Genomic DNA, 25,950 nt, shown 5'->3' with positions numbered 1-25,950 from the left:
GGCACACGGCAGTGAGCGCGGAAACCGAACCCATCGAGGCGCGAATGCAACGTTCGATTGGGCATCTCGTCAGATTCTTTGCGAGTGTGAATCGAATGTGTGAACTGTGGAGCTCAGTGTGCGACCACGGGCTCGCCCTCGGAGGGAGCCAGGGCCGCATTGGGCACCAGGATCGCCGCGAGTACCGCACCGGCCACGAATATCCCGATGCCCCACCGGAAGGTGGCCGTGTAACTCTCGATGTGGGCATGCAACACCGTCAGCGCGCCCGGCTGGTGCGAGTGCAGATAGTCGGTCATCGCCGAGGTGGCAACGGTGGTCAGCAGCGCCGTGCTGATCGACCCACCCACCTGCTGACTGGTGTTGATCAGCGCCGAGGCGACACCCGCGTCCTCATGGTGCACACCTGCGGTCGCGCCCTGGAACGCGGTGGTCATCACACCACCGAGGCCGATACCCAGCAGGATCAACCCGGGCATGACGTGAGTGGCGAAGCTGCTGCCCAGTTCGAGCCGGGCCAGCAATGCCATACCGACCGCGGAGACCAGGAAACTACTGCTGATCACGATCTTCGGCCCGACCCTCGGCAGTAGGAGCGAGGGCAATGTGGTCGATGCCGCGACGATGCCTGCGACCATCGGCAGGAACGCCAGACCGGACTTGATCGGCGAGTAGCCCAGGCTGACCACCAAGTAGTAGGTCAGGAACAGGAAGATCGAAAACATCCCCATCCCGATGACGAACACCGCCAGGAACGAGCCACCGCGGGTCCGGTCCAGCACCAGCCGCAGCGGCAGCAGCGGATGCTCGGCCCTGGTCTCCAGCACCACGAACACCGCGAGCAGCACCACGCCGCCGATCAGGAAACCGAGGGTGACCGGGCCAGTCCAGCCGGCGGATTCGGCATGCGCGAACCCATAGACAATGGCGAACAGCGCGGTGCTCACCACGAGCGTGCCCGGAATATCCAGCTTGGGCCGCTCGTCCGCCACATGCTTGGCCAACAGCAGCACCGCACCGACCAGCGCAACGGCCGCAAAGCCGACGTTCACGAACATCACCCACCGCCACGACGCCCATTCGGTGAGCATGCCACCCAGCAGCAGCCCGATCGCGGCGCCCGCACCAGCCAGTGCACTGAAGATGCCGAACGCTTTCGCCCTCTCCGCCTTTTCGGTGAAGGTCACACTGACCAGCGAGAGCGCCGCGGGCGCCAGCAGCGCGGCGAAGACGCCCTGACCGACACGCGCCGCGACGAGAATTCCGAAGCTGCCGGCCGCACCACCGACGACGGAGGCGCCCGCGAAACCGATCAGGCCGAGCATGAAGGTCGTACGTCGGCCGAACAGATCACCAAGGCGCCCACCGAGCAGCAGCAGGCTGCCGAAAGCCAGGGCGTAACCAGTGATGACCCACTGCCGGTTGCCGTCACTGAAACCGAGATCCTGCTGCGCTGCGGGCAGCGCGATATTCACCACCGTCGCATCGAGCATGACCATGAGCTGTGCGACGCCCAGGACGACCAGCACCCACCAGCGCAAGGCATGGGATCCGCGGCGGCCCCGGTTCGATTTCACGGAGGCGAGTGCCCCCTGGCCGAAAGTGGTAGTCATTTGTCCTCCTTGTCTCTGACGTAGGCCCAACATGGGCAGAAAACCGATCTGTTTCCCACCAAGGGAAACAGATCGGTTTCCAAAGCGCAAGCTGATGAGTAGCCTGTGGTCTATGACTGATCCGACAACGCCCGTGGCGGCCGCAGGTGCCGTCTCGACGCGCGACCGGCTGCTCGACGCCGCCGCGCGGCTGTTCTACGAACAGGGCGTCCACATCGGCGTCGACACTCTGTGCCGTGCCGCCGGGGTCTCGAAGCGTTCGATGTACCAGCTGTTCGACAACAAGGATGAGCTGGTGGCCGCCAGCCTGCTGGAACGCACCGCACCCGACTATCAGGCCACGCTGCTACCCGCCGAAGACGACAGCCGTCCGCCGCGAGCACGAATCCTGCACGTCTTCGAACAATTGGAAGTCCTCGAACAACGGCACGACTTCCGTGGCTGTCCATTCGTCGCAGCGGCGGTCGAAGTCAAGTCGCCCGAGCATCCGGCGAGCCTCGTCGCACGTCAGCAGAAAAATAGGTTGACCGCATTCTTCCAGCACGAAGCCGAACGCGGCGGCGCTGCCGACCCCGCCCGGCTGGCCCGGCAGCTGACCTTCGTGTTCGACGGAGCCAGCGCTCGGTCCGTCGTTCAGGCGCAGTCTCTCGACGGTCTCGCTATCGCGACCGCCTGCACCCTCCTCGATGCCGCCGGCATCGGCGATTCTGCACCTGACAACGGCTAGCTGTTACGGGTCATGACGTTGGTGACGCCGGGTTGGGTCGGGTGAGCTGAGGGGCGATTCTTCCGGCGGCAGGATGTGAAGCGCCAACGACACGTCCGCCACGAACTCGAAGACATCGCTGGTGCGTGGTGCGCTCGACATGGCCATCATGTCTCGCTCACCAGTGGTCACCTGGCTTGCGCCCCAATCACGCGGCTGCGCGGCGGCATGCCTCGACGGCATGCTCTCGGGCTACGTCAAGAGAGGAAAGAGCATCGGTACAGCCACCGCCGAAGGGGTTCTCGCCGCCCGAGCACGCGGCCTCTACCTGCTGGCGAGCGGTATAGCCGAGACTTTCCAAGTACGCCACGCAGTCAACCGGATCGGCCTGGGCGGGTGCGGCGGCGGCGAGGGTGAAGGCTGTCGCGGCGAGGAACGTCGCGCCCGACGCCGCGATCATTCGAATAGTCTTGTGCATCAGCATGTCCCCTCAGCTCGGTTTTCGGGCGCGGTGGATTTACGCGCCGGTGAGAACCGTCCAGCTCCTGATCGCTCCGAGCGGATCGACACCTCGGTCTCGAGGTCACTCTGTCAGGACCGGAAGCGCACGTCCTTGTCTGTTCACGCACGGTGCTTGTCTGTTCGCGCAGGCGAGCCAGGGATGAACCGTCGACTTGTCTGGAGGCAGTTCAAGATTGCCTTCGCGCGGTCAGCACTCGCTGACGTCGACGGGGACGTTGACCGCGAGTCCGCCGGTCGAATTCTCCTTGTACTTGTCGCTCATGGCGCCCGGTGGCGCGCATGGCATCAATGACCTGGTCGAGGGAGACCCGATGAATGCCGTTGCCGCGCATCGCCATTCTGGCGGCATCGATCGCCTTGCCTGCGGAGATGACGTTACGTTCGAGGCAACCGGATCTTCCCCATGGCGAGCAAGCCCGAATCCAAGCCCCCTCTGGCCCCTCCGGTGTCCGGCGGCATGCTCGTAGTTCGGGAAAGCCCGGGTCAGGGCTGGGCCGAACCCGATCGATGACGACATGATGCCGCCGATCAGCTCCGTGAGGCTCGAGAAGGTTGCGGCGAGCGAGGAGAGCGGATACGGCAACGTCGTTATGATCGGATCCGGCGCGACGGCATCGGCCGGAGCATCCCCTCGGTGCGAATCGTGGCGCTGACGCGGAGGCATTGCCTGCCGGCTACCTGGCGTGACCGGCTGACCGGACCGGTGAGACTCCGTCGAGTCCTCAGCGCACGGTGATGTCGAATTCACGCGAAATTTCCGACTTGTGTTGTTCGGCAATGTGATTCGACCTCATAAGGTATCTGTAGCCGTGTCGTTGTGTTATCGTGCCTGCACAGTGTTTTGGGAGGAGCACGTGTGGATCCGTTTACCACCATCATTACGGCGTTGATCGCGGGGGCGGCAGCCGGGGGAAAGGATGCGGCGTCCACGACCGTTCGGGACGCGTATTCGGCGTTGCATGATCGGCTCACCGGTGGTGGCGACGATTCCGGCGCCGTCGCGGTTATCGAGGCGAACGAAGCCGCGCCGGGCGGCAATGTCGGTGAACTCGAGGACACGCTGCGACTCCACCGTTGGATAGGGGACGATGAACTGCGGTCGGTCGCGGAGACCATAGTGTCCCAGTTGCCGTCGGACCGCGTCGAGGACGCCCGCAGCAGGATCGATCTGCGCCACGCTCAGGGTATACAGATCGGCGATCACGGCACCCAGCACAACATCTTCGGATGACCGGCGGCGATCGCGATTCCGGTGCAGAGGTAGGTGGTATGGGCGACGAGTCCGGCACCTCTGCCGACCGGTTGGTGGATGCCCGTGCGGCACAGGGTGTACAGATCGGTGACCACAACACGCAGGTGATCTACAGCTACCGCGGGACGTGGACCGACGGGGTGGCACCGGCCCCGCTGATCGGTGTCACCGGTGAGGTCGAGTCGCCGTATCGGGGGCTGGGCTGGTTTTCCGAGCGGGACGCGCCGTTCTTCTTCGGCCGCGACTCGGCGGTCGACGAAGTGCTGCACCGGCTTTCGCGGCGTGTGCGGCAGCCCGGGATTGTGATGGTGTCGGGGGTGTCGGGCGCGGGAAAGTCGTCGCTGGTGCGTGCCGGTGTCATACCCCGTATCCGCGGGCAGGGCTTGGACGGGGCGCCGCAGGCACACGCGTGGCCCTGCCTGTTGCTCACAGCCGGGCACTCCCCGGTCGACGAGTTGGCGGTGGCCACCGCGCACCTGGCCGGACTCGATGCGGCGACCGTACGACGCGAAGTGCGTGACGATCCGGCCGGATTCGCCGTGACCGCCGCCCACGCCGCCCGCAAGTTGTCTGCGTCCGAGTCGGGCGACGCCGGCGGACTGGTGCTGATAATCGATCAGTTCGAGCAGTTGTTCACCCAATGCTCGGACTCCACACAACGCCAAGCGTTCGTCACCGCTCTGCACGCGGCTGCCACGACCCGTCATGCGGATACCACGGTGCTGGTGGTGCTCGTGGTGCGCGCCGATTTCGAGGCCGACTGCGGCGACTACGAACAGTTGACCGATGCGATCCAGCACCACTACTTCGTCACGGCGATGACCGAGCGGCAATTGCGGATGGCGGTCACCGAACCGGCCAAACGAGCGGGCTCCCGGGTCGAGGACGATCTCACCGACCAACTGCTGCGGGAAATCCGCACCCGCATAACCGATTCCACGGTACGAGTAACGGAGCGGTCGACGGCGGGGGTACTGCCGTTGTTGTCCTATGCCCTGGACCGGACATGGCACACTCGCCGCGGCGACATGCTCACGGTTGCCGACTACGAAAACACCGGGGGGATAGACCGCGCCGTCGCCGACAACGCACAGCGGGCCTACGACTCGCTGACCCTGCCGCAGCGCACGGTGGCACGGCAGATCTTCACCCGGCTCACCGTCCCCGGCGCCGACGGCACCGATTACGCCAACCGCCTGCGGCGGCGCGATATCGCCGGCGTCGGCGACCCCGGTGATATCGCGGTGGTATTGGAGGTATTCGCGGCCGAGCGGCTACTTACCCTGGGGGCCGACACCGTGGAGATCAGCCACGAGGTCCTGCTCACCACATGGCCGCTGTTGCGGGATTCCTGGCTGGCCGAGACCCGGGCCGACCGTGTCGTTATCGCGCGCCTGCGCGCCGCCGCCGAGGAATGGTCCCGTCACGCCTGCGACGCGTCCTACCTCTACACCGGCAGCGTACTGGACGCTGCCACCGCGGCTGTGGCCCGCGCCACCGCCGATCCCACCCGGCATGCACCGCTCGGCGACATCGATACGCGGTTCCTCACCGCCGCCATCGGCGCCGATCGTGCCCGAGTCCGCCGCCGCCGAGCATTGGTCGCCCTCCTCGCGGTATTGGTCGTCGTCCTGGCCGCCACCACGGTCGTCGCGCTCCGGGCGAACAACGAATCCGCGCATCAGCGCGATATCGCTGTCGCGCGCCAGCTGATCGGCCAAAGTGAACTTCTCGCCGGGACAGACCCCCTCGGCGCCAGGCTTTCCGCCCTCGCCGCATGGCGCATCGACCCGAGTTCCAAGTCCGCGTCCCGGTTCGCCATGGTCACCGCGGCCCACAACCCCTTGACCGGCAAGATAGACGCCGGCAATCCGTGGAACACACCCGTCGCCAATCGTCCCGACCGCGGCGCCCTCGTGAGCTTCGCCCCGGACGGCCGAATCATGGCCGCGGGCAACATCTATGGGGTGACGTTGTGGGATTCTGCGGCCCGACGACAGATCGGCGAGTTCATACCTGTCCCACTCGTCACCGCACTGCAATTCGCGCCGGATGGGAAAACTCTCGCGATCGGAACCTTCAACGGAATCGAGCTGTGGGATACGCAGACCAGGCAGAGCATCATGCAGCTGCCAGTATCGGCAGACCCCAGCGGCGTCGCCTCGATCACGTTCGCCCCGGACGGCGGGACGATGGCCGTCAACAACTTCGGCAGCAAGTTCACGCCGTGGAAAAGCGCGGTGACGCTGTGGGATGTGCACACACGGAAACAGCTCAACTCCCTCGCCGATCTGGGCCGGGTCCAGTCGATGGCGTTCACGCCGGACGGCACGTCCTTGATCACCGGTGGCGATACGCTGCAACAGTGGGATGTCCGGACCGGAAAGCCGCTCGGCGACCCTCTTCCCGGTACCGACGCCGCCACGATCTCTGCGGTCGCCATGGCGCCGGATGGCAAAACCCTTGCCGTAGGCAGGGTTTCCGGCATTGTGCAATGGCGGGATGTGACGAGGCCTCAGCAGGTCGGTGGCGAATCGTCCGGCCACATCGGTGCCGTCTCCTCGATGGCATTCACTCCGGACAGCAAGACTCTTGCCACCGGCGGCAGCGACGACACGACGCAACTATGGGATGTGACCACCGGGGAGAAGATCGGGGCCCCCGTCACCAGCCATTCCGGCGGTGTCTCGTCGGTGGCGTTCTCCAGGGACGGTGGGACTCTGAGTGCCGGTGGTCTCGACCAGAAGGTGACGTTGTGGGACGCGCGGTCTCGCAGGCAGATCGGCGACGCGTTGCGCGGCCACGCCGGACCGGTTTCGTCGATGGCGTTCACTCCGGATGGAAAGACGCTCGCCACAGCCGGCGACGACGGAACAACGCGGCTGTGGGACACGCAGATCGAGCAGCAGATCGGCGCCCCGCTGCGCGGTCACGATGGCCCGGTTTCGTCGGTGGCGTTCTCTCCGGATGCAACGATGCTCACCACGAGCGGCCACGATCGGACAACGCTGCTGTGGGACACGCGGAATCGGCAGCAGATCGCCACTCTGCCGGAAGAGTCGGGCAGCTGGCTCAGCTCGGTGGCGTTCTCCCCGGACGGCAAGGTGCTCGTCACCGCCGCCCACGACGGCAGTGTGCGATTGTGGAACGTGCAGAACCGGCGGCAGATCGGTGGCCCGCTGCGGTGGGACGGCTCCGATACCATCTCGTCGGTAGCGTTCTCCCCGAACGGCGGCATCCTCGCCGTCGGAAGCGTCCGGGGCCTGGTGGCGTTCTACGACATAAGCGGACACCGAAATATCGGCAAGCCCTCCCCTGATATCTCCCACCCGGTGTCGTCGGTGGCGTTCTCCCCGAACGGCGAAACCCTCGCCGCCGGCGGTAGCGACGGCACCGTGCGGCTCTGGGACGCGCAGAATCGAACCGCCCCCAGCCAACTCGGCGAGCAAACCCGCCCGGTGTCGTCGGTGGCGTTCTCCCCGAACGGCGAAACCCTCGCCGCCGGCAGTGACGACGGCACCGTGCGGCTCTGGGATATGCAGACTCGGCGGCAGATCAGCGACCCCATCGCCGGTCAGCCCGACGGAGTCACCTCGGTGGCGTTCTCTCCGAACGGTGACACCCTCGCCGTTGGCAAGAAGGACGGCACCGTGCAGCTCTGGGACGTCACGTTCACGGCGCAACCCGAAAAGCAGCTGTGCGACTGGGCCGACGGACGCTTCACCCGCGACGAGTGGGACCGCTACGTGCCGAAAGAACAGGAGTACCAGCAGCTGTGCCCGTGATACCCTCGGGTTTCAGCCCGACCGAGTGTGCCGCGAGCCGGCAGACGAAGCCGACATGCCGTCGGCGACGACCACCTCCTCAGCGGTGGACGAGCCGATCGACAGGGCACTGCATGACCACGTGCCCACCCTCGAGGCGCTGCTCGGTCGCGAGGACATGCTCGGCCTCGACGTCACCACCGTGATCCCCGAGCTGACCATGGTGCCCCACGCCCCGGCTCTGGCCGCGCTGCTGCCGAGGCACGAGGCATCCATGGCCGGCGCCCACCACCGTGCTCGCGAGCTCGCCGCCACGATCGCCGGCGGCACGACCGCGCCTGCCATTTCAACAGCGCGGTAAGGGCCTTCGCCTGAGCGGCAGCGATATCGGTAGCGTTCACTCGCCGAAAATCGTCTGCCAATCACGGCGCATGCTCACGATGGTCCATCCCTCCTGCCCGGCGTGATCGAGGGCATCCTCCGCGCCTGTCACGTAGTCGAACTCGCGGTCGAGGTCGTCGTGCAGGATCAACATCCGCAGGGCCGGTCGGCTGTCGAGTTCGGAGAACGCCAGCATCGGGATGTCTCCGTTGGAGTTGCCGACCGAGAGAATCGGGCGGCGGCCGATTCTGCTCCAAATTCGGACCGGTTTCTCGGGACCGTCATCGAAGTAGTCCATCACCGGCTCGTAGAGCAACTCGGCGCGGTCGCCGGTATCGCGGTAGATCAACCCCAACGTACTGCCGATCACCCGCTCGGGTGGGACGCCGTAGAGGGCCTCGGCGACCGGGCGCATGAAATCGCGATCCCCACCGGAGGCGATGTAGTTGGTGAATCCGTGACGGCGCAGGTACGTCATCAACTCGACCATCGGCGTGTATCCGCACGCACGATACGGCCTGCCGAGGCTGGGATGGTCGGTGCCGGAGAAGAACTCGTGGACACGGCGCTGGTATTCCTCGACGGTCAGATCGCCGAACGCGCGGCTGAGCCCGTCCATCAATACAGCCATGTCGGTGTCGTCACCCCGATAGTGCTTGATCAGTGCCTGGGTCATCCAGTCCGTGTCGCCGTCGAAGGCCGCCCGCCAGGGTTGGCGCGACCGCAACTCCCGGTCGGCTTGCGCCATCTCCCGTAGTCGGCGAATGGTGAAATCGAGCTGCGGCTGCATCGGCCTCTCGCACCACAGGGTTCCGTCGTTGTCGAAAACCGCTATGCGCGAATCCGGTTCGACGAAGTCAGCGCCGTTCGAGTCGGTGACCCGATCGACGAATTCGCGGACCGTCGCGGCCGCGCCGTCCGTGCTCCACGTCCCCAGATCTCCAGCCATGCTCAACCTCCCGCCGACCTGTCGCATCGCTGCGGCCGATCAAGATGTTCGCGTGCCTACTCGCGGGCGAGCATGGCCTCGGCTTCGCGTTCGAGGTCGACGTAGGGTTCGCCGCTGACGTCGACGGCGATGCTGTGCAGGGTGCCTCCGGTGAATGCCCAGGGGGCGTCGCCCGGGTAGCGGTCGGTGACGGGGTCGCCGCCGTCGCGTCCGGCGTTGAGCCCTTCTCCGGCGAGGGTGAATTTGCCGGGCTGGGTTTTGATGCGGGCTGCACCGACTTTCCGGTCGCCGTGGTAGAGGCTCAGGATTCCGGTCGCTACGCCGGGTGTTTCCTCGCCGTCTTTGTCGAATGAGGCTGCGAGGAGGATCTTTTCGCCGACGGGCAGGTCCTCGGTCGCGTCGACGTGTTGCTGTTCGATGCCGAGGAAGTTGTACACGTAGCGCAGCCGGTTGTCGCGCACGTACAGGGCGTGCCCGCCGAAGCGTCCGCCGTGGGAGAACAAGACGCCGGAGGCGCCGGGCGCGGGGAGGTCGACCAGGGCGCCGATGGAGTAGGACCGGTTGCGTACGTTGACGGCGACGGCTTCGGGAACCTCGGATCCGCCGGGGTGGTAGGTGTAGCGGTTGCGTGGCGGGGTGGGTTGCGGCCGTGGCGTGGACAGGATTTCGAGGGCGGAGCGATCGTCGAGCGGGAAGGCGTGATTGACACCGGCCTCGTAGTACCAGAGCCCGATCAGTTCGGTGAGCCGCTGCGGTTCCTGTTCGGCGAGATCGTATAGTTCGGAACGGTCCTCGTCGGTGTGGTACAGCTCCCAGGTATCGGCGGAGTAGCCGCCCCAGCCGCTGATCGCGGGGTGGGTGGTGACGGCTTTCCAGCCGTCGTGCCAGATTCCGCGGGTGCCCAGCATCGAATAGAACTGGGTGGCCTTGGCCGAGGGAATGTCGGGGGTGTCGAAGCTGTAGCGCATGCTGACCCCTTGCAACGGCACCTGGGGGTGTCCCTTCACCGTGCCGGGCAGTTCCAGGCCCAGGCAGTCGAGGACGGTGGCGACGATATCGACGGCGTGGTGGTATTGGCCGCGGATCTCGCCACGCGAGGCGATCCCGGCCGGCCAGGAGATGATGCACGGATCGCAGGTGCCGCCGTTGAACGAGTACCGCTTCCACATCTTGAACGGGGTGTTGAAGGCCATCGCCCACCCGTTCGGGTAGTGGTTGTAGGTTTCCAGTCCGCCGAGTTCGTCGATCATCGCCAGGTTCTGGGTGATGTCGTCGGCGACGTTGTTGAAGAATTTGTTCTCGTTGACCGAGCCGTCGGGGCCGCCTTCGCCGCTGGCGCCGTTGTCGGAGACCAGGACGATGATCGTGTTGTCGAGTTGCCCGATATCGGCCAGATGGTCGAGCAGCCGGCCGATCTGGTGGTCGCAGTGGGAGACGAATCCGGCGTAGACCTCGGCCATGCGGGCGAACAATCGTTGTTCGTCGACGCTGAGTTCGGACCAGGGGCGGGTGTAGTCCAGGGGCGGGAACGGCTCGCCGTCCGGGCCGGTGCGGGTGTCGGGTTCGCCGATCGGGTTCAACGGTGGCAGTTCGGTGTTGTCGGGGACCAGGCCGAGTTCCTTCTGGCGGGCGAGGATCTGTTCGCGGATCGCCTCGTAACCGGCGTCGAAACGGCCGCGGTATCGATCGATCCATTCCCGGGGCGCCTGATGGGGTGCGTGCGCGCAGCCGGGAGCATAGTAGAGAAACACCGGCCGTTCGGGCGCGATGGCCTTGACGTCGTCGACATAGCCGATGGCCCGGTCGGTGATGTCTTCGCTGAAGTGGTAGCCCTGCTCGGGTGTCTTCGGCTGCTCGACCGGGTGGTTGTCATGGACGAGATCCGGGTACCACTGGCTGGTTTCGGCACCGAGGAATCCGTAGAACCGCTCGAATCCGCGGCCGAGTGGCCAGTTGCGCCGCGTCGCGGCGAGGTTGGCCTCGTCTTCGGGGCACAGGTGCCATTTGCCGACCATCGCGGTGCTGTAGCCGTGCTCGACGAGAACTTCGGGCAGGGTGGCGCATTCGGCGGGGATACGTCCGTTGGCGTTCGGGAACCCGACTGCGGCCTCGCTGATGCACGCCATCCCGTTGGTGGTGTGATTGCGGCCGGTCAACAGCGCCGACCGAGTAGGCGAGCACAGCGCGGTCGTGTGCCACTGGCTGTACCGCAGACCGTTGTCGGCGAGCCGGTCGATATTCGGCGTCTCGATCGGTCCGCCATAGCAACTCAGCGCACCGAAGCCGATATCGTCGAGCACGATGTAGACGACATTCGGGGAACCGTCGGGGGCTTTCGGTGGCTCGTAGGGCGCCCAGTCCGGGACCGAGTCCCGGATGTCTTCGTTGATCACGCCCCGGAAAGTCCCCGCCATGATTCGCCCACCTTTCGCCACTTCATGCGCTCACGTCAGAAGAAATGCAGGATGGTGCATGCCCATGCTAGGGAGCGGGCGGTCCCGCGGAAAAGGATGTGTTCGCGAAGTAATCGGATCGAGACCGCAGAAGACGTCCGAACTGCGTCGATACCGACTAGAGGGCGCTGGAATCGGCGGATCGGCGGATGACGCACCGGAAGCCGAGGTGAAACGTCGAGGTGTCCTCGGACTGCCCGGCTGTTCGCCGGGCCGAAGGGCGGGCGCATCTTCACCGGAAGTCTGCGCAAGGCCACCCACTGGGATGACGAGGACGGGACCGGCGCCTTAATCCGGGCCGGCGGACTCGTCCGCAACAGGCGCGAAAACCGGGACATACTCGTCGGTTTCGGCCGGTCCGGACTTCGGGAATACCGCGCGAACTCGAAGTCCCTCCGCGACGGCGTCTCGGTCGACGCCGACCAGCTGGGTCCACCACCACGGGCCCTCGTCCAGTTCGACCACGCCGATCGTGAGCTCCACCGGGCTGTCCGAACCGGCGACCCGCTGCGGAACGAACGCCCAGGACACGACTCTTCCCCTCCCCGATGCCTCCATCCAGTCCAGATCGGTGTTTCCCACACTGTCCTGCTCCGCCGACGGGGTCACGATTTCGCCGGATTCCGCGGACCTGCGCAGCAGGAAGACCCCCCGCGCGGCGCCGTCGAAGAACGCCGCCGTGGCGGCATCGCGCACAACAGGCTGAATGTTCATCGGTTCTGGGAGTCCCTCCGCGGTGTCCGGACCCGGCCGACTCACGAGCCCACGATCAAGGTCGAGTGATGGTCGAGAATCCCCCCGTTGCCCGAGACCAGGATGAGTTCGTTCCGGTCCTGCTGCCGGGCGCCCGCCTGTCCGCGCGCCTGAAGAACGGCTTCGGACAGGGGGGTCATACCCCACATGTAATACGAAGACAGTTGTCCCCCACCGGTATTCATCTTCAGCTTGCCCTCCGGGCCGAGGTTTCCCGGCGTCGACACGAACTCGCCACCTTCGCCCTTGCCGCAGAAACCGTAATCCTCGAGGGTGACCAGAGCGGTGTAGGTGTAGCAGTCGTAGATCTCGACGATATCGATATCGTCGGTGGTGACGCCCGCCATCGCCATGGCGGCCGGCCCGGATCGGGCCGCACCCGTCACCAACCCGAAGTCGTCGTTGCGGCGCAATCTCGTCCCCGGATGGCTTTGCGCCCACCCGAGTACGTGGACCGGCGGTTGCTTCAGGTCGCGGGCACGTTCGGCGGTCGTCACGACCACGGCGACACCACCATTCGATACCAGGCAGCAGTCGAAGAGGTGGAACGGATCACTGATGATGCGCGAGTTCTGGTGGTCGGCGAGGGTGATAGGCGTACGCATCTGTGCCAGCGGATTGAGCACCGCCCAGTCACGCTGGGCCACCGCGATCGCGCCGAACTGTTCCGAAGTCGTTCCGTACCTGAGCATGTGGCGCCGCGCGGCCAGCGAGTACAGCACGTTCGGGGTCACGGCACCGGTCGACCGCTGGATCCCCGCCCATCCGGCGGGCGTGCGGTGACCATCGGAATAGGCATTGCCCGCCCCGCTTCCTTCCGCGAGCGGAGCGTCGCCGAAGACACACACGACGACCTCGGCCATCCCGGCCTCCACGGCCATCGACGCGTACTGGACCATCGCTCCGGCTGTCGATCCGAACGCCTGCATCTGTGTCAGGACCGCGAGATCGCGCAGGCCGAGTTCGACCTGCAGCCCGAGGCCGACATCGTTGGCGACGCCCGCCGAGACGAGTAGACCGTCGACATCCGACAGCAGCAGACCGGCGTCGGCCACGGCCAGTCGAGCGGCCTCAGCGGCGAACCGGCTGCTGGATCTGCCGTATACCTTTCCCAGCTCGGTCATTCCGAGACCGGCTATGACCGGCGATCGCGACGTTCGAGGTCGTTGTTTCATCGTCCCGTCCAGTTCGGTGGTCGTTTTTCGACGAAGGCCCGAATCCCTTCCTCCGCGTCCTGCGAGAGCCGCACGCGCCCCGCTTCGACACGGTTGCGAGCCCAATCGGCGGCGTCGCGCTCCACACCTCCATCGGTGATTCCACCCGCAATACGCTTGGTGGCCTGCACCGCCAGCGGCGCGTTGGCCGCGATGGCGTCGGCCAGTTCGAGTGCCGCCGGAAGGACCTGGTCCTGCGGAACGACCCGGGTTACCAGTCCCAGCTCCAAGGCCCGTGCGGCCGAGATCTGCGCACCGGTGAACACCATTTCCAAGGCGACCTTGCGGGGAATCTGCTGCGCCAATCGGAACGCGCCACCCGCGGCGGCCACCAGACCGCGCCGCACTTCGGGCAGGCCGAACTGGGCGGTGTCCGCCGCGACGACCAAGTCGCTGGCCAGCGCCAATTCGGTGCCGCCACCGAGGGCGAACCCGTTGACCGCGGCGATGGTTGGCTTGCTGACCGGGTGATCGACATACCCGGCGAAACCCCAGCGAGCGCGGGGGCCCGCAGGGTGGATGTCTTCCCCATCGGCCAGCGCCTTGAGATCTGCCCCGGCGCAGAATGCCCGATCACCCGCACCGGTCAAGACGATCGCTCGCACCGCCGGGTCGGCCTCGGCGGTGTCGAGTGCCTCGCCGATGGCCTCGGCGACCACGCGGTTGATGGCATTGCGTGCTTGTGGCCGGTTGATCGTGATCAGCAGGACATTGCCGCGCTGCCGGGTCACTACGTCATCGGTGTGCGGCTCGCGACCGCCTCCGAGCGGGTTCATCATCGGACCGAATCCGACGTCACCGTCGGCACATCACTACCCAGCACATCGAGCTTCATCGTCCGATACCGCTCACACATAGCCAACAACTCCTTCGAAGGCGTCACCAACAACGGCCACATCAAGATCAAATGTCACGCCGGACCCTCCGTCCCCCACCACCGAACGTCACTCACGAGGGCCGCGCCCTGGAGGGATCGAACACCGGGCACGGTCGGGCAGCGGCGCGCCGTCGCTATACTGACATATTTAGTCCAAAACAGGAAGCGGTCGAGAGTCCGGGCCGCAACGGATCGACGAGCAGCCCGGAGCGACCTACTCGAAGCGCCAGCGCCCCGTGAAGGTCGGCGTCGTCTTGGCCTTGAAGGCCCGCAGCCCGCTCTCGATGTCCTCGCCGGCGAAGTTCACCGCTTGAGCCATCGCCTCGGCCTCGAGGCTGCCCGAGAAGTCCGTGCCGGCCGCATGGTGCAGGAGAGACTTCGTCAAGGACATGGCGACCGGCGGACCGGCGGCCAGGCGCCCGGCGAGCGATTCGACGACGGAATCGAGGTCGCCGGGTTCGACGACCCGGGTGACCAGCCCCAACCGTTCGACCTCCGCCGCAGTCAGGACATCGCCCGTCATCGTCAGCAGCTTCGCCTTCTGCATCCCGATCAGACGGGGCAGCAGCCACGACCCGCCGACATCGATGGACAGCCCCCGCCGCGGGAAGATCTGTGCGAACGTGGCGTTGCTCGAGCAGACGACGAGGTCACAGCACAATGCGAGGTTCCAGCCGCCGCCGATCGCCGGGCCCGGCACCTTCGCGATCGTCGGCTTCGGGAAGTCGTGCAGGGCCACCGCCGTCGCCGAGATGATCCGCATACGGTCCAACGGATGCGCGGGACCGTCGGCACCCAACTCACCCCCGGACGAAAACACCCCGTTGGCGCCCGTCAGAACCACCGCGCGCACGCTGGTGTCGTGCGCTGCGTCGCCGAGCGCGACGGCCAGGCGGCGCCACTGGCCGGCATCCAGCGCATTCTTCACCGCGGGCCTGTTCATGGTGAGGGTGAGGACCCCGTCGACCAGCCTGCTCTCCAGCGGGGCGGACGTCGGATCGTTCGGATTCGCCATCGGACTTCCTCTCGAAGGGGTGGATTGCGCGTGAGTTCGACCGGCCGACCGGAAGCAGACCTCGGTCAATTTTGGACGAAACTTATCAGAAATATACCGCGAGTGGCGGGACCATCGCGCTGAGCCGGACGGACGGCTTCGCCCGCACCGCGAATCGCGGTATGGTGCAAGCTATGACGTCATCGTCACGCACGGTCGGACGGCCACGAGAACCTGATCTCGACGAGCGGGTCCTGGACGCAGCCAGGACGGTGTACGGCGATCGCGGGTGGAGCGGTTTCACCGTGGACGAGGTGGCCCGGCGCGCCGGTGTCGGCAAGGGGTCGCTGTACCTGCGCTGGCCCAACAAGGCGGCACTGCTGGTCGACGCCGTTCGCTCGGCCGCCCCCTCGGTGGGAAACATCAACCTGGGCAACCTCGAGCTGGATCTCCGGGAGTTCGCCAGGCAGTGGATGGCGTTCGTCCGGAGCGTCGAAGGCTCCATGGTCACCCGCCTTTCGATGGACAGGCAGTCCAACGAGGAGCTGGCCGCGGTCATCGGCGAGCACGACTATCCGGACTACATTCGTTCGACCCGGGCCCTCGTCCGGCGAGCGATCGAGCGTGGCGAGCTGGACCACAGCGTCAAGCCCACCCTCATCGCCGATCTCGTCGCAGGCGCCATCACGACCCACGTTCGGAGCACGCCACCGGGGTTGGCCGAGGTCGCCCACACCGAGAGCTATGTGACGGAACTCGTGGACACGGTGCTACGCGGCGTGGGCTACCGCAATCCTTCCGCGCAGGACTCCCCCGCATCGTGACCTCGACGGCCGGTAGATGCGCCGGCCGCAGCAGGGGACAGAAGGATATCCTGTATCGCAAGGATTTCCGTATCGCAGCGTTCACGCCGGTGCGGCTCCCGGTGTACCCGTTGTCGTGGATCGAGTTCGAATAACCCAGCAGCGGTGACGATTTCGTCGTGAGCACACCCCCGCTTCGCTGCCGCAAGCGTCACCGCTTCGCGGGCAGATGACGTGATTTCACGTCGCGTATTTGCAGAAGAACGTGACAACCATAATACTGACGGCTAATGTCCATATTAGGATGATCCAGCCCGCGGCGCGCCGGACTTGCCCGGTGGGACCTCACTCGACAAGCACGGAGGTATGAACATGCAGGTGTCCCTCGAGGGGAAGGTCGCGCTGGTGACCGGATCGGGTCAGGGCATCGGAGCCGCCATCGCCACGCAGCTGGCGCAGTCGGGCGCGCACGTCGCCGTCTGCGACCTGAGGGGCGACCGCGCGGACGCCGTGGCACGGGACCTGTCGGAGCGGGGCCTGCACGCCCGCGCATTCACCTGCGACGTCACCTCACCGGAGGCGGTGTCGGCATTGGCGCGCAGCGTCACCGCCGACCTCGGTCCTATCGATATCGTGGTGAACAACGTGGGATGGGCGGGCGATGACCCGTTCGTCTCACTCGGCGTCGAGCAGATCCGCAACCTCGTCGATGTCAATCTCATGTCGACGATGTTCGTCTGCCACGAAATCGGCGCGGGCATGATCGAACGTGGCGCCGGCCGAATCGTCAACATCGCCAGCGACGCCGGCCGGGTCGGTAGCGGCGGGCAGGCCGTCTACGCCGCCACCAAGGGCGCAGTCATCGCCTTCACCAAATCACTGGCCCGAGAGTGGGCCAAGCGCGGTATCACCGCGAACTGCGTGTCCCCCGGCGCCACCGACACGCCGCTGTGGGCCCACGACACATCCGACCGCATCAAGTCCACGCTGCTGTCGACCATCCCCCTCAAACGAGTCGGCCGGACCGAAGAGATCGCCACCGCGGTCACCTTCCTCGTCTCCGACCAGGCCGGCTACATCACCGGTCAGGTACTCAGCGTGAGCGGTGGCCTGACCATGGTCGATTGATCCGCAGCATGCCGTACTCGCCACTATCCGATCAGTCGGGTCGGCGGTCCTCGGTTGCGGTTCAACGTCCTCTACGAAGACGAGTACGCGAAGGTCGACTCCGTGTGGCTGATCTCCGAGAGGGGGCTTGTCACGACATTCGAACCGGGGCAGGTAGGGCAGGTCCCGGCCTGACCTGCCCTACCCATGTCCGATTCCTTGCATTATCCGAATCGACGACAAGGTGCCCCGGTCTGCCCGTCATACAGCTGTCCAACCGCCATCGATGACGAGCGTTTGCCCCGTCATATACGACGACGCGTTGCTGGCGAGGAACACCAGGGCACCGTTGAGTTCGTCCTCCCGTCCCCCGCGCCGCATCGGCATACGGCGGAACCGGCGCTCACCGGCACTACTGGTGAACAGCTCTTCGGTCAGCTCGCTGCGAAAGTATCCCGGCGCCAGGGCATTGACCCGGATACCGCGGTCGGCCCACTGCGCGGCGAGTTCGCGAGTCAAGCTGATCACCGCGCCTTTGCTGGCGCAGTAGCCCGCCTGGGGAATCGACCAGCTGGCCACCAGGCCGTTGATCGAGGCGATGTTGATGATCGTTCCCTCTCCCTGTTCCAGCATGCGACGTCCGGCGAGGTGGCACAGGCGATAGAGCGCGACCAGGTTCACGTCCAGTACTTTGCCGAACGTTTCCGCGTCCTCGTCCTCGGCCGGCTGAATCGAGGTGATACCGGCGTTGTTGACGACGATGTCGATCGTGCCGCGCCATTCTACGGTGCGGTCGATGACGTCGCGGATCCGGTCGTCCTCCGTGACATCCGCCGAGACGGCGAGGATGTGTTCCGGGTATTGCTCGACCAGCGCGAAGAGCGGATCGGCCCGCCGTGCCACGGCCACAACGTAGGCACCACGCCGGGCCAGAGCCGTGGCGAACTGTCGACCGAGACCGGAGCTTGCGCCGGTGACGATCGCTACTTTATCGGCGACATCGAACAGCGGGTCGCTTATTTTCGATGCCGTTGCTGCGAAATCGTTCATGCGAGCATATGTCCTGAATCCCCCAGGGGTGATAAGTTTTCTGATTCGACCGGAACAGCCGACGCCACGAGCACGCGCTGATGTCAGGCGCGCTTACCGAGTGCGCCGAAAGCCTCGTAGGCAAGCCCGAGCCCCAGCAGCTCGAGCACCTGCTTCTTGAGGGGCTGAATCATGAGCGCACGGGTGAAACGCAGCGTCGTATCCGATTTTTCGGCAATTCCACGTGCGATCTCCCGAGCGCGCTCGAGCACCTGTTCGGGAGGAAGTACCTCTTTGACGAGGCCCCAGCGAAGCGCCTCCTCGGCGGTGATGATCTCACCGGTGAGCATGTAGGAACGCGCGCGGTTGATTCCGAGCAGTGCGGTCGTCCAGATGTGGGAACCGTCGCCCGGTGCCATATCCTCGAACGCGAAGTGTCCCGAGTCCTCGAACGACGCCGTGTCGGAAGCGATGATGATGTCGGAGAAAAGCGGGATCTCGCAATGCCGTCGAGCGGGACCGTTCACCGCCGCGATCACCGGTACCTGAATATCCAGCAGGGCGTTGACCAACTCGCGATGATCCGTCCACGCATCCTGCTCCCACACCGAATATTCCGCCGAATAGTCGGGGATCACCGTCATGATCTGGCCACTGTCGGCGGTCGGTTGCGGACCGATGAATTCCGCTCCGGTTCCGGTGATGAGCACGACCCGGTTTTCGCGATCGAGTGCTATGTCACGGAATGCACGCGTCAATTCGCGATGCTGCGGGACCAGCAGCTGAAGCGAGTCGTCATCGGAATGTAGCCGGATCTCGAGAATTCCGTTCTCGTCGCGGCCGAACTTCAGGTGCCGGTACTTCTCGCGGTAGTCGTCCAGTACGGTCATGTAAACCATCTCCTTCGAGGTTACAGGGGTAAAAAAATTTCCCGAGGCTCCGGCGGCAGCGTGGGGCGTCAGGCCGGATTCTCGAGCGCCTCTCTCAAGGTCTTCTTGTCGAACTTTCCGGTGCTGTTCCGCGGAATGCTCTCGACGAGACGGAAATCGTCCGGGATCCACCACTTCGCCACGCGTCCCGTCAGGTGGTCGCGTAGCTCGTCCGTTTCGACCGTTCCGTCGGTCACGACGAAGGCGGCCGGTCGCTCGCCCCAGCGCTCGTCCGGGCGGCCGACGACGGCCGCCTCACGCACCGATGGATGGGCCATCAGCGCCGACTCCAGGTCCAGGGAGCTGATCCACTCGCCACCGGACTTGATCGCGTCCTTGAGCCGGTCGGTGATCCGCACCCACCCGTTCGCATCGATGGTCCCGACGTCCCCGGTGCGCAGCCAGCCGTCGTGGAACCTGTCCGCACCGACATCGGAGTCGAGATAGGCGCCGGCCACCATGGGACCGCGAATCTCCAACTCGCCCACGGTGTTTCCGTCTCTGAACAGCTCCGCGCCGTCGGCGGCGACGGCACGCATCTCGTAGAGGGGCGAGATGCGGCCGGCCGACGTGCGCGCCCGCCACCCGTCGTCGGTATCGGCCATGGCCGACGGCGTGACCATGGTGGCTCCGGGGAAGACCTCGGTCATGCCCCAGCCCTGGACGAAGTCGATCCCGAGGGCGGCGTAGGCGCGCATGAGTGCCTCCGGCACCGCGGTCCCTCCGCCGACGATGGTCTGCAGACTCGACGAGTCGACCGGGGAGCTGCCCGATGCCCGCTCATGGATCACTCGCAGCAGGTCCATCCAGACGGTGGGTACGCCGCCCGCCCAGGTGACGCGGTGCTCGGAGATCAGCTCGGCCACCGCCTCCGGCGCCAGGTTCGGTCCGGGCAGGACCATGTCGGCGCCCGTGAGGCCGCAGACGAAGGGCAACCCCCACCCCAAAGCATGGAACAGCGGAACCAGCCCGAGGACGGTGTCCCGCTCGCTGATCCGGAAGACGTCGTGACCGGCCATGGACAATGCGTGCAGGACGATCGACCGATGGGAGTACAGGACCCCCTTCGGGTTCCCGGTCGTACCGGAGGTGTAGCAGAGGGCCGCCGCGGCCCGCTCGTCGACGTCGACCGGCGCCATCGGCTCGCGCACCTGCGCGATCAAATCCTCGAAACCGATCTCGCCGGGAGCGAGGTCCTGGTCGGCAGCCCCGATGACGACCACCTGCCGGAGGTGCGGCAGCCGATGCCGCAGACCTTCGATCCGGGATCGGAACCCCGGCTCCACGATCAGCACGGTGTCCCGCGCGTGGTCGATCGTGTATGCCAGCTGGTCCTCGTGCAACCTCGGGTTGGCCGTGTGCAGCACCGCACCCATGCCCATGACCGCGTAGTAGATCTCGAGATGCTCCTGGGTGTTCCACGCCAGACTGCCGACCCGGTCCCCCGGCTGCACGCCCAACCGCGCCAACGCCGCGGCGAGGCGCTCCGAACGATCCAGGACCGCACCGAAGGTCGTCTGCCGCGAGGGCCCGCCGGGACGGCTCGCCGACCTGGAGAACACCCGCGACCCGTGGTGGATGGCACGCATCCTCCGCAGCAACAGCGCGATGTTCAGGTCCACGTCCATCATGAGGCCCGGCACGGATGCCGGCTCGAGTGGTTTCACTGTCGGACCGCGGTCTGCGCACGACGACGAGCACGGGCCTCGAGCGCCGCCCCGACCAGATGCTGGTGATCCTCGGACACCGCGGAAAACCGCTCGGCCTGAAACCCGAGATCCAGCGTCACACCCGACAACAGGTGCAGCACACCGTTGAGCGCCTTCTTCGTCCCCTGCACCGCAGCAGGCGGCGACGCCGCCATCCGCTCGGCCCACTCCTTCGCCCGCGGAACAACATCACCCACCGGACACGCCTCGGTGACCAGACCCCACTCCGCGGCCACCCGGCCCTCCACCGGATCCCCGGTCAGCAGATACCGTTTGGCGCGCGCCATACCGACGAGAATCGGCCACATCATCGCCCCGCCGTCGCCCGCGACGAGTCCGATCACCACATGCGGATCCGACAATCGCGCATCCTCGGCGACGATGCTGAAATCACTCATCAACGCCATCGTGAACCCATAACCGGCCGCGGCACCGTTGACCGCCGCCACCACCGGCTGCGGAACATTCAGCAGATCATCGACGATCTTCCGGGCCTCGAAAAACGTGGTCTCCCTCGTCACCGGAGTCTCCCCCGCGATCCATTCCAGATCACCGCCGGCACAGAAGGCCCGCCCCGAACCGGTCAGGACCACCGCCCGCACCCGGCGATCCATACCGATATCGGCAAACACCGTCGACAGCTCACGATGAAATTCGGCATCGATCGCATTCAACTTCTCGGCACGCAAAAACGTCACCGTCAGCACACCACTGTCCGACAGCTCGAACTTCATCGTCCGATACCGCTCATACCGTTCATCCATAATCAGCAACTCCTTCGAAACGACAACGCGAAGAACCACGCCGGGAGCCGGACACCACACCGACCACCCACCCGGACGTGACTCCGATCATACTGACATATTTTGTCCAAATTAGGAACGCAGCTGCACCACCGGCCCGAACCACCAGGCTGTTCTCCTGTAATCCGTTGTGGCAGTTGGTGTCAGCCGTAGGCCCGACTAGTCTTGCTCAGCACGTTCGGGCCTCGCCTGTCCGGTTGACTCACCCGGCCTACGGGCTCGATCGATGGTCGACAACCCGAGAACGGTGCGGGGTCCGGGTGTGCGGATTCATAGGCGTCGAGGCCGATGAAGTCGTGGCCCATACGGTCGCGTTTGGTCCGCAGGTAGGTGAGGTTCTCGGCGTTGACACGCAGCGGCATCGGCACGCGCTCGGTGACATGGAGCCCGTAGCTGTCGAGCCCGACACGCTTGGCGGGGTTGTTCGTCAGCAGCCGCATCGTCGAGATTCCCAGGTCGGCGAGGATCTGCGCCCCGGTGCCGTAGTCGCGGGAGTCGGCGGGCAACCCGAGCTGGAGGTTGGCGTCGACAGTGTCCGCTCCGGCGTCCTGCAGCTGGTAGGCCTGCAGCTTGTGCAGTAGGCCGACGCCGCGGCCTTCGTGGCCGCGCATGTACAGCACGACTCCGCGACCCTCCCGCGCGATCATCTCGAGGGCGGCGTCGAGCTGGGGCCCGCAGTCGCAGCGCAGCGATCCGAACACGTCACCGGTGAGGCATTCGGAGTGCACGCGGACGAGAACGTCGCTGCCGTCGCCGTCCGGTCCGGCGATGTCTCCGCACACGAACGCGACGTGCTCGACCTCGTCGTAGATGCTCCGGTAACCGACTGCCCGGAACGTGCCGTGGATGGTCGGAATGCGCGCGTCGGCGACGCGGACAACATGCTTCTCGTGCTTGCGCCGCCACGCGATGAGGTCGGCGATCGAGATCAGGGCGAGGCCGTGCTCATCGGCGAAGACCCGAAGCTCACCGGTCCGTGCCATCGCGCCCGCGTCCTTCTGGCTGACGATCTCGCAGATGACGCCCGCCGGACGGAGCCCTGCCATCCGGGCGAGATCGACGGCGGCCTCCGTGTGACCGGGGCGGCGCAGCACGCCGCCGTCTTTCGCGCGAAGTGGTACCACGTGGCCGGGCCGGGTGAAGTCGGCGGCGCCGGTGGTGGAGTCGGCGAGCAGCCGCATGGTCGCCGCCCGGTCGGCCGCGGAGATGCCGGTGCCGATGCCTTCCCGCGCATCGACCGTCACCGTGTACGCCGTACCGTGTTTGTCCTGGTTGATGGCGAACATCGGCGGCAGGCCGAGGCGATCACAGTCCTCGCCGGCAAGCGGGACGCACAGATATCCGGACGTGTAGCGCACCATGAAGGCCACGAGTTCGGGCGTCGCCTTCTCCGCGGCGAAGATCAGATCGCCCTCGTTCTCGCGGTCCTCGTCATCGACCACCACCACGGGCTTGCCGGCGGCGATATCGGCAACCGCGCGCTCGATTCCGTCGAGCCTTGTCACGATCTGTACTCCCAACTCTCGTTCCGCGCCCTGACCGGACGGACGGCGGCGGTGTGTCGCCTACTCGACGTCGACCGACCGGGCATCGACCAGCTCGCGGAATTTCGCGCCGTGCCAAATGAGCGGCTCGTTCTCGCCGAGTCCGAGCTTGTTCACCTCGAGCAGGGCCAGCCAGTGGTCGCCCGCCTCGGACACCTCGTGGATCGAGCACTCCAGCCACAGCGCCGCGTCCTCGAGGAAGACGGCGCCCTGCGCACCGATCTCGACGGCGACCTGCTCGAAACGTGCCGCGCGGTCCTTACTCGCGAGCTTGCGGGTCAGGTCGCTCTGTCCCTTGCCCAGGATCGATACGCCGATCGAGCGGGCGTCCTCGAGCAGGCCCCACGTCTCGGACGACTTCTGCACCGCGACCGCGCCGAGACACGGATCGAGCGACACTCCGACCATGAACGACGAGGCGACGAGCGCGTGCTTCCTGCCGTCGATGTCGACCGCGAGCACCGCCACACCCGAGGGGAATTGTGCGAACGCGTTTCGCGCGACCGCCGGATCGCCGTCGAAAATACGCACCTTGGTCCGAGTCATCAGTTCTCTTCCTTATCGCCCGGCCGGCTACCTAATTGCCGGAAACATCCGCCGCGTCCGCCGGGATTTCCTTCGCCATCTCCGGCGCGAGGAAGACCATCTGTGCACGGAGCGACTCGCTCGCGTCGAACAGCGGAGTGAGATCTCCGTCCCGCATGAGGTTCGCAGCGTTGTCCGCCCAGGCTTCGGGGGTGGGTTCGGCGACCTTGAGCCGCGGCATAGCGGTGATCACGGTCCGGGCGGCCGCTACGCCACCCACCTCGAAGGCTTCACCATGAACAGTCGTGTCCTGGTGGGCGAGCCACGTGACGAAAGCCGCGACGGCATCGGCCGGAAACTGTTCGCGCATGAGCTTTCGAACGACCGAATCGCTGTTGCCGAAGGCATCTTCCGTCATAGGCGTCCAGGCGACCGGCAGCAGCGTGGTGACTTGGACACCGACCTCGCGAGCCTCGGCCACGAGGGAATTTCCGAGGCCCCAGATCGCGGCTTTGGCAGCGCCGTAGGACGTGTCGTTGGGCAGGCCCATCAAACCGTTCGAAGAGATATTGATCAGGCGTCCGCTACCGGACTCGATGAGATGCGGCATGGCGTGGCGCGCGACCTCGACAACACCCCGGAAGCTGGTATCGAAGACGCGCCACCACAGGTCACTGTCCATCTCCCAGAAGCGGCCGTAAGCGTTGATCCCGGCGTTGTTGACCACGATGTCCAGGCGCTCGAAATTCTCGATCGCCGTCTGCACCAGATCCGCCGACTCGGTGACGATATTGTGGCTGTCGGGTACCGCCGTCCCACCGGCTCCGGTAATCCGTTTCACCGTCTCCTCGGCGCGAGCTGCGGCAATGTCGTTGACCACGACTCTCGCGCCCCGGGATGCGAGCATGACGGCGTGCTCACGGCCCATTCCCTGCCCGGCCCCGGTGACGATTGCCACTCGTCCGCCGAAGTCGAGTTCACTCTGCCCTGTCATTTCATATACCTTTTTCGATCTGTGGATAATCTGCTCGGCCGTTCGAGTACATGCGACACGCGGCGCTAGGCATTGGGGGTATTGACATAATCGCGTTGCGCCTCGGCCGGAAGGTACTTTTCCTCCGTGCCTCGCACATACTCCGCCGACGGCCGCCCGAGGCGAGCGCCCCAGCCGAAGTCGTAAGCGGTGCCCTTCGCTTCGTTCATCTTCTCCACATAGGCCGCGAACGGAGTAGCGTCGCCCGCTTCCTTGATGTCCAGGAGCAAGCGCCACACCTCATGAACGCCGGGCAGCACGAACGGCACTGCCTCGATCGCCTGCCCCACCGCGGTCAGCTCGGCGAGCGGCCGCCGACCGATGAGATCCGCACCCATCACGTAGCTCGGCCCGGGCGTTTCTCGCAGCGCCAGTTCGGCCTGCTGCCACGTCTGGAAACCCTCGAAGAAGATGGCATCGACGCCCGTCTCGGCACGGTAGAGCCGTGCCCGCCGAATCGCCTCGTCGACACTGCCGCCGGCAGCACCGAATCCGTCGGTGCGCGCGACGATGACGAAGTCGGCGTCCAGGCGGTCACGCGCGTCGACCGCCGCGTTCAGCCGTCCGATCGCTTCCGCGTCCGATACCAGTTCGATTCCGGTCGTCCCGCCGGACTTCTTGGGCTCCCGCTGATCCTCGATATGGATACCGGCCACGCCGGCATCGATGAACTCCGCGACCGTGCGCTGGACGTTGATCGGGGCACCGAACCCCGTATCGGCGTCGCAATACACGGGGATGTCGACACTTCGCGCCACGCGCCTCGCGTGCGCCACCACCTCGGTCAAGGTCAGCCAGCCGACATCGGAAGCACCCTCGGCCCACCACGCCGACATACCGCCCGAAAGCTCGAACGCCTCGAATTCCGCGTGCTGGGCCATCTGAGCGTGGATCGGTAGCGAGCCGAACGGCATGACAACTGTTTCGGGCCGCTCGAATATTTCGCGTAGCGCCGCACCGGGCGAACTCGGACCCATGATTTCTCCTTTT

General features: G+C 65.8%; 22 protein-coding genes and 2 pseudogenes. 7 read left to right on the top strand and 17 right to left on the bottom strand.

The genetic code is table 11. The annotated features are described in order from the left end of the window. Positions 1-113 precede the first annotated feature (113 nt). Positions 114-1,613: an MFS transporter gene (locus D892_RS0126715; protein ID WP_024804171.1), complete on the bottom strand. Its 1,500-nt coding sequence runs from the start codon at positions 1,611-1,613 to the stop codon at positions 114-116. A 31-nt stretch (positions 1,614-1,644) separates the two neighbouring features. Between D892_RS0126715 and D892_RS49730 the strand changes: the two are divergent. After that, positions 1,645-1,905 (top strand): annotated as a pseudogene (locus tag D892_RS49730) (TetR/AcrR family transcriptional regulator); the annotation flags it as partial. Then, positions 1,850-2,140: a hypothetical protein gene (locus tag D892_RS49725; RefSeq protein ID WP_369801836.1), complete on the top strand. Its 291-nt coding sequence runs from the start codon at positions 1,850-1,852 to the stop codon at positions 2,138-2,140. The pseudogene D892_RS49730 and the gene D892_RS49725, both read left to right, overlap by 56 nt. A 387-nt stretch (positions 2,141-2,527) precedes the next feature. Here D892_RS49725 and D892_RS0126705 read toward each other — a convergent pair whose 3' ends face one another. Further along, positions 2,528-2,803: a hypothetical protein gene (locus D892_RS0126705; protein WP_024804169.1), complete on the bottom strand. Its 276-nt coding sequence runs from the start codon at positions 2,801-2,803 to the stop codon at positions 2,528-2,530. 225 nt (positions 2,804-3,028) lie between these two features. Continuing rightward, a pseudogene (locus D892_RS48790) lies at positions 3,029-3,230 on the bottom strand (L-serine ammonia-lyase, iron-sulfur-dependent, subunit beta); the annotation flags it as partial. A gap of 467 nt (positions 3,231-3,697) precedes the next feature. Here D892_RS48790 and D892_RS0126695 point away from each other — a divergent pair. From D892_RS0126695 to D892_RS0126685, 3 genes are read left to right on the top strand one after another with little or no spacing between them, the layout of a single operon-like run. Continuing rightward, a complete protein-coding gene (locus D892_RS0126695; RefSeq protein WP_024804168.1) occupies positions 3,698-4,072 on the top strand; it encodes a hypothetical protein in 375 nt (124 codons plus the stop codon). A gap of 38 nt (positions 4,073-4,110) precedes the next feature. After that, on the top strand, positions 4,111-7,878 hold the full coding sequence (locus tag D892_RS0126690; protein WP_156959695.1) for an AAA family ATPase: 3,768 nt from the start codon (positions 4,111-4,113) through the stop codon (positions 7,876-7,878). Positions 7,879-7,933: 55 nt separating this feature from the next. Then, on the top strand, positions 7,934-8,218 hold the full coding sequence (locus D892_RS0126685) for a hypothetical protein (protein WP_024804166.1): 285 nt from the start codon (positions 7,934-7,936) through the stop codon (positions 8,216-8,218). A 36-nt stretch (positions 8,219-8,254) separates the two neighbouring features. On the opposite strand, the gene D892_RS0126680 is transcribed toward D892_RS0126685, so the two are convergent. The 6 genes from D892_RS0126680 to D892_RS0126650 all read right to left on the bottom strand — a co-directional run bounded on the left by D892_RS0126680 (position 8,255) and on the right by D892_RS0126650 (position 15,499). After that, the gene (locus D892_RS0126680; RefSeq protein WP_024804165.1) at positions 8,255-9,187 is read right to left on the bottom strand and encodes an HAD family phosphatase; all 933 of its coding nucleotides are present in this window, start codon (positions 9,185-9,187) and stop codon (positions 8,255-8,257) included. A gap of 56 nt (positions 9,188-9,243) precedes the next feature. Then, complete coding sequence (locus D892_RS0126675) at positions 9,244-11,601, bottom strand: arylsulfatase (RefSeq protein ID WP_024804164.1); 2,358 nt, start codon at positions 11,599-11,601, stop codon at positions 9,244-9,246. 327 nt (positions 11,602-11,928) lie between these two features. Then, the gene (locus tag D892_RS0126670; protein WP_024804163.1) at positions 11,929-12,354 is read right to left on the bottom strand and encodes a Zn-ribbon domain-containing OB-fold protein; all 426 of its coding nucleotides are present in this window, start codon (positions 12,352-12,354) and stop codon (positions 11,929-11,931) included. Between the two features lie 41 nt (positions 12,355-12,395). Next, positions 12,396-13,517 carry a thiolase family protein gene (locus D892_RS0126665; protein WP_232236177.1) on the bottom strand — a complete coding sequence of 374 codons (1,122 nt, stop codon included), beginning with the start codon at positions 13,515-13,517 and terminating at the stop codon, positions 12,396-12,398. A 47-nt stretch (positions 13,518-13,564) separates the two neighbouring features. Next, on the bottom strand, positions 13,565-14,386 hold the full coding sequence (locus tag D892_RS0126660; RefSeq protein ID WP_232236176.1) for a crotonase/enoyl-CoA hydratase family protein: 822 nt from the start codon (positions 14,384-14,386) through the stop codon (positions 13,565-13,567). A 312-nt stretch (positions 14,387-14,698) separates the two neighbouring features. After that, entirely contained in the window at positions 14,699-15,499 is an 801-nt protein-coding gene (locus D892_RS0126650) for an enoyl-CoA hydratase/isomerase family protein (RefSeq protein ID WP_024804160.1), read from the bottom strand. Between the two features lie 173 nt (positions 15,500-15,672). On the opposite strand from D892_RS0126650, the gene D892_RS0126645 reads away from it, so the two are divergent. Both D892_RS0126645 and D892_RS0126635 read left to right on the top strand, forming a co-directional pair. Continuing rightward, entirely contained in the window at positions 15,673-16,302 is a 630-nt protein-coding gene (locus D892_RS0126645; protein ID WP_024804159.1) for a TetR/AcrR family transcriptional regulator, read from the top strand. A gap of 345 nt (positions 16,303-16,647) precedes the next feature. Further along, positions 16,648-17,409, top strand: coding sequence for an SDR family NAD(P)-dependent oxidoreductase (locus D892_RS0126635; RefSeq protein WP_232236175.1), 762 nt, complete (start codon positions 16,648-16,650; stop codon positions 17,407-17,409). Between the two features lie 240 nt (positions 17,410-17,649). Here the strand turns inward: D892_RS0126635 and D892_RS0126625 are convergent, their stop codons facing one another. The 8 genes from D892_RS0126625 to D892_RS44010 all read right to left on the bottom strand — a co-directional run bounded on the left by D892_RS0126625 (position 17,650) and on the right by D892_RS44010 (position 25,937). Next, positions 17,650-18,438, bottom strand: a complete 789-nt coding sequence (locus D892_RS0126625) for an SDR family NAD(P)-dependent oxidoreductase (RefSeq protein ID WP_024804157.1) — start codon at positions 18,436-18,438, stop codon at positions 17,650-17,652. A gap of 83 nt (positions 18,439-18,521) precedes the next feature. Continuing rightward, a complete protein-coding gene (locus D892_RS0126620; RefSeq protein ID WP_156959693.1) occupies positions 18,522-19,478 on the bottom strand; it encodes an enoyl-CoA hydratase/isomerase family protein in 957 nt (318 codons plus the stop codon). Continuing rightward, the gene (locus D892_RS0126615; RefSeq protein WP_051499180.1) at positions 19,376-21,013 is read right to left on the bottom strand and encodes a long-chain-fatty-acid--CoA ligase; all 1,638 of its coding nucleotides are present in this window, start codon (positions 21,011-21,013) and stop codon (positions 19,376-19,378) included. The genes D892_RS0126620 and D892_RS0126615 overlap by 103 nt, the downstream gene beginning before the upstream one ends. Further along, entirely contained in the window at positions 21,010-21,819 is an 810-nt protein-coding gene (locus tag D892_RS0126610; protein WP_051499179.1) for an enoyl-CoA hydratase-related protein, read from the bottom strand. Before D892_RS0126610 ends, D892_RS0126615 begins: the two co-directional genes overlap by 4 nt. Positions 21,820-22,001: 182 nt before the next feature. Next, entirely contained in the window at positions 22,002-23,363 is a 1,362-nt protein-coding gene (locus D892_RS0126605; protein WP_024804153.1) for a bifunctional 3,4-dihydroxy-2-butanone-4-phosphate synthase/GTP cyclohydrolase II, read from the bottom strand. A 60-nt stretch (positions 23,364-23,423) separates the two neighbouring features. Continuing rightward, on the bottom strand, positions 23,424-23,948 hold the full coding sequence (locus D892_RS0126600; protein ID WP_024804152.1) for a flavin reductase family protein: 525 nt from the start codon (positions 23,946-23,948) through the stop codon (positions 23,424-23,426). Between the two features lie 31 nt (positions 23,949-23,979). After that, the gene (locus D892_RS42195) at positions 23,980-24,921 is read right to left on the bottom strand and encodes an SDR family NAD(P)-dependent oxidoreductase (protein WP_024804151.1); all 942 of its coding nucleotides are present in this window, start codon (positions 24,919-24,921) and stop codon (positions 23,980-23,982) included. A gap of 65 nt (positions 24,922-24,986) precedes the next feature. After that, positions 24,987-25,937, bottom strand: a complete 951-nt coding sequence (locus D892_RS44010) for an oxaloacetate decarboxylase (protein ID WP_084161232.1) — start codon at positions 25,935-25,937, stop codon at positions 24,987-24,989. Positions 25,938-25,950 lie beyond the last annotated feature (13 nt).

The sequence above is a fragment of the Nocardia sp. BMG51109 genome, from assembly GCF_000526215.1.
In the GTDB taxonomy this organism is placed as follows: domain Bacteria; phylum Actinomycetota; class Actinomycetes; order Mycobacteriales; family Mycobacteriaceae; genus Nocardia.
Note: the sequence above shows the minus strand (reverse complement) of the source record. Positions and strands in the feature narration are given on the sequence as shown.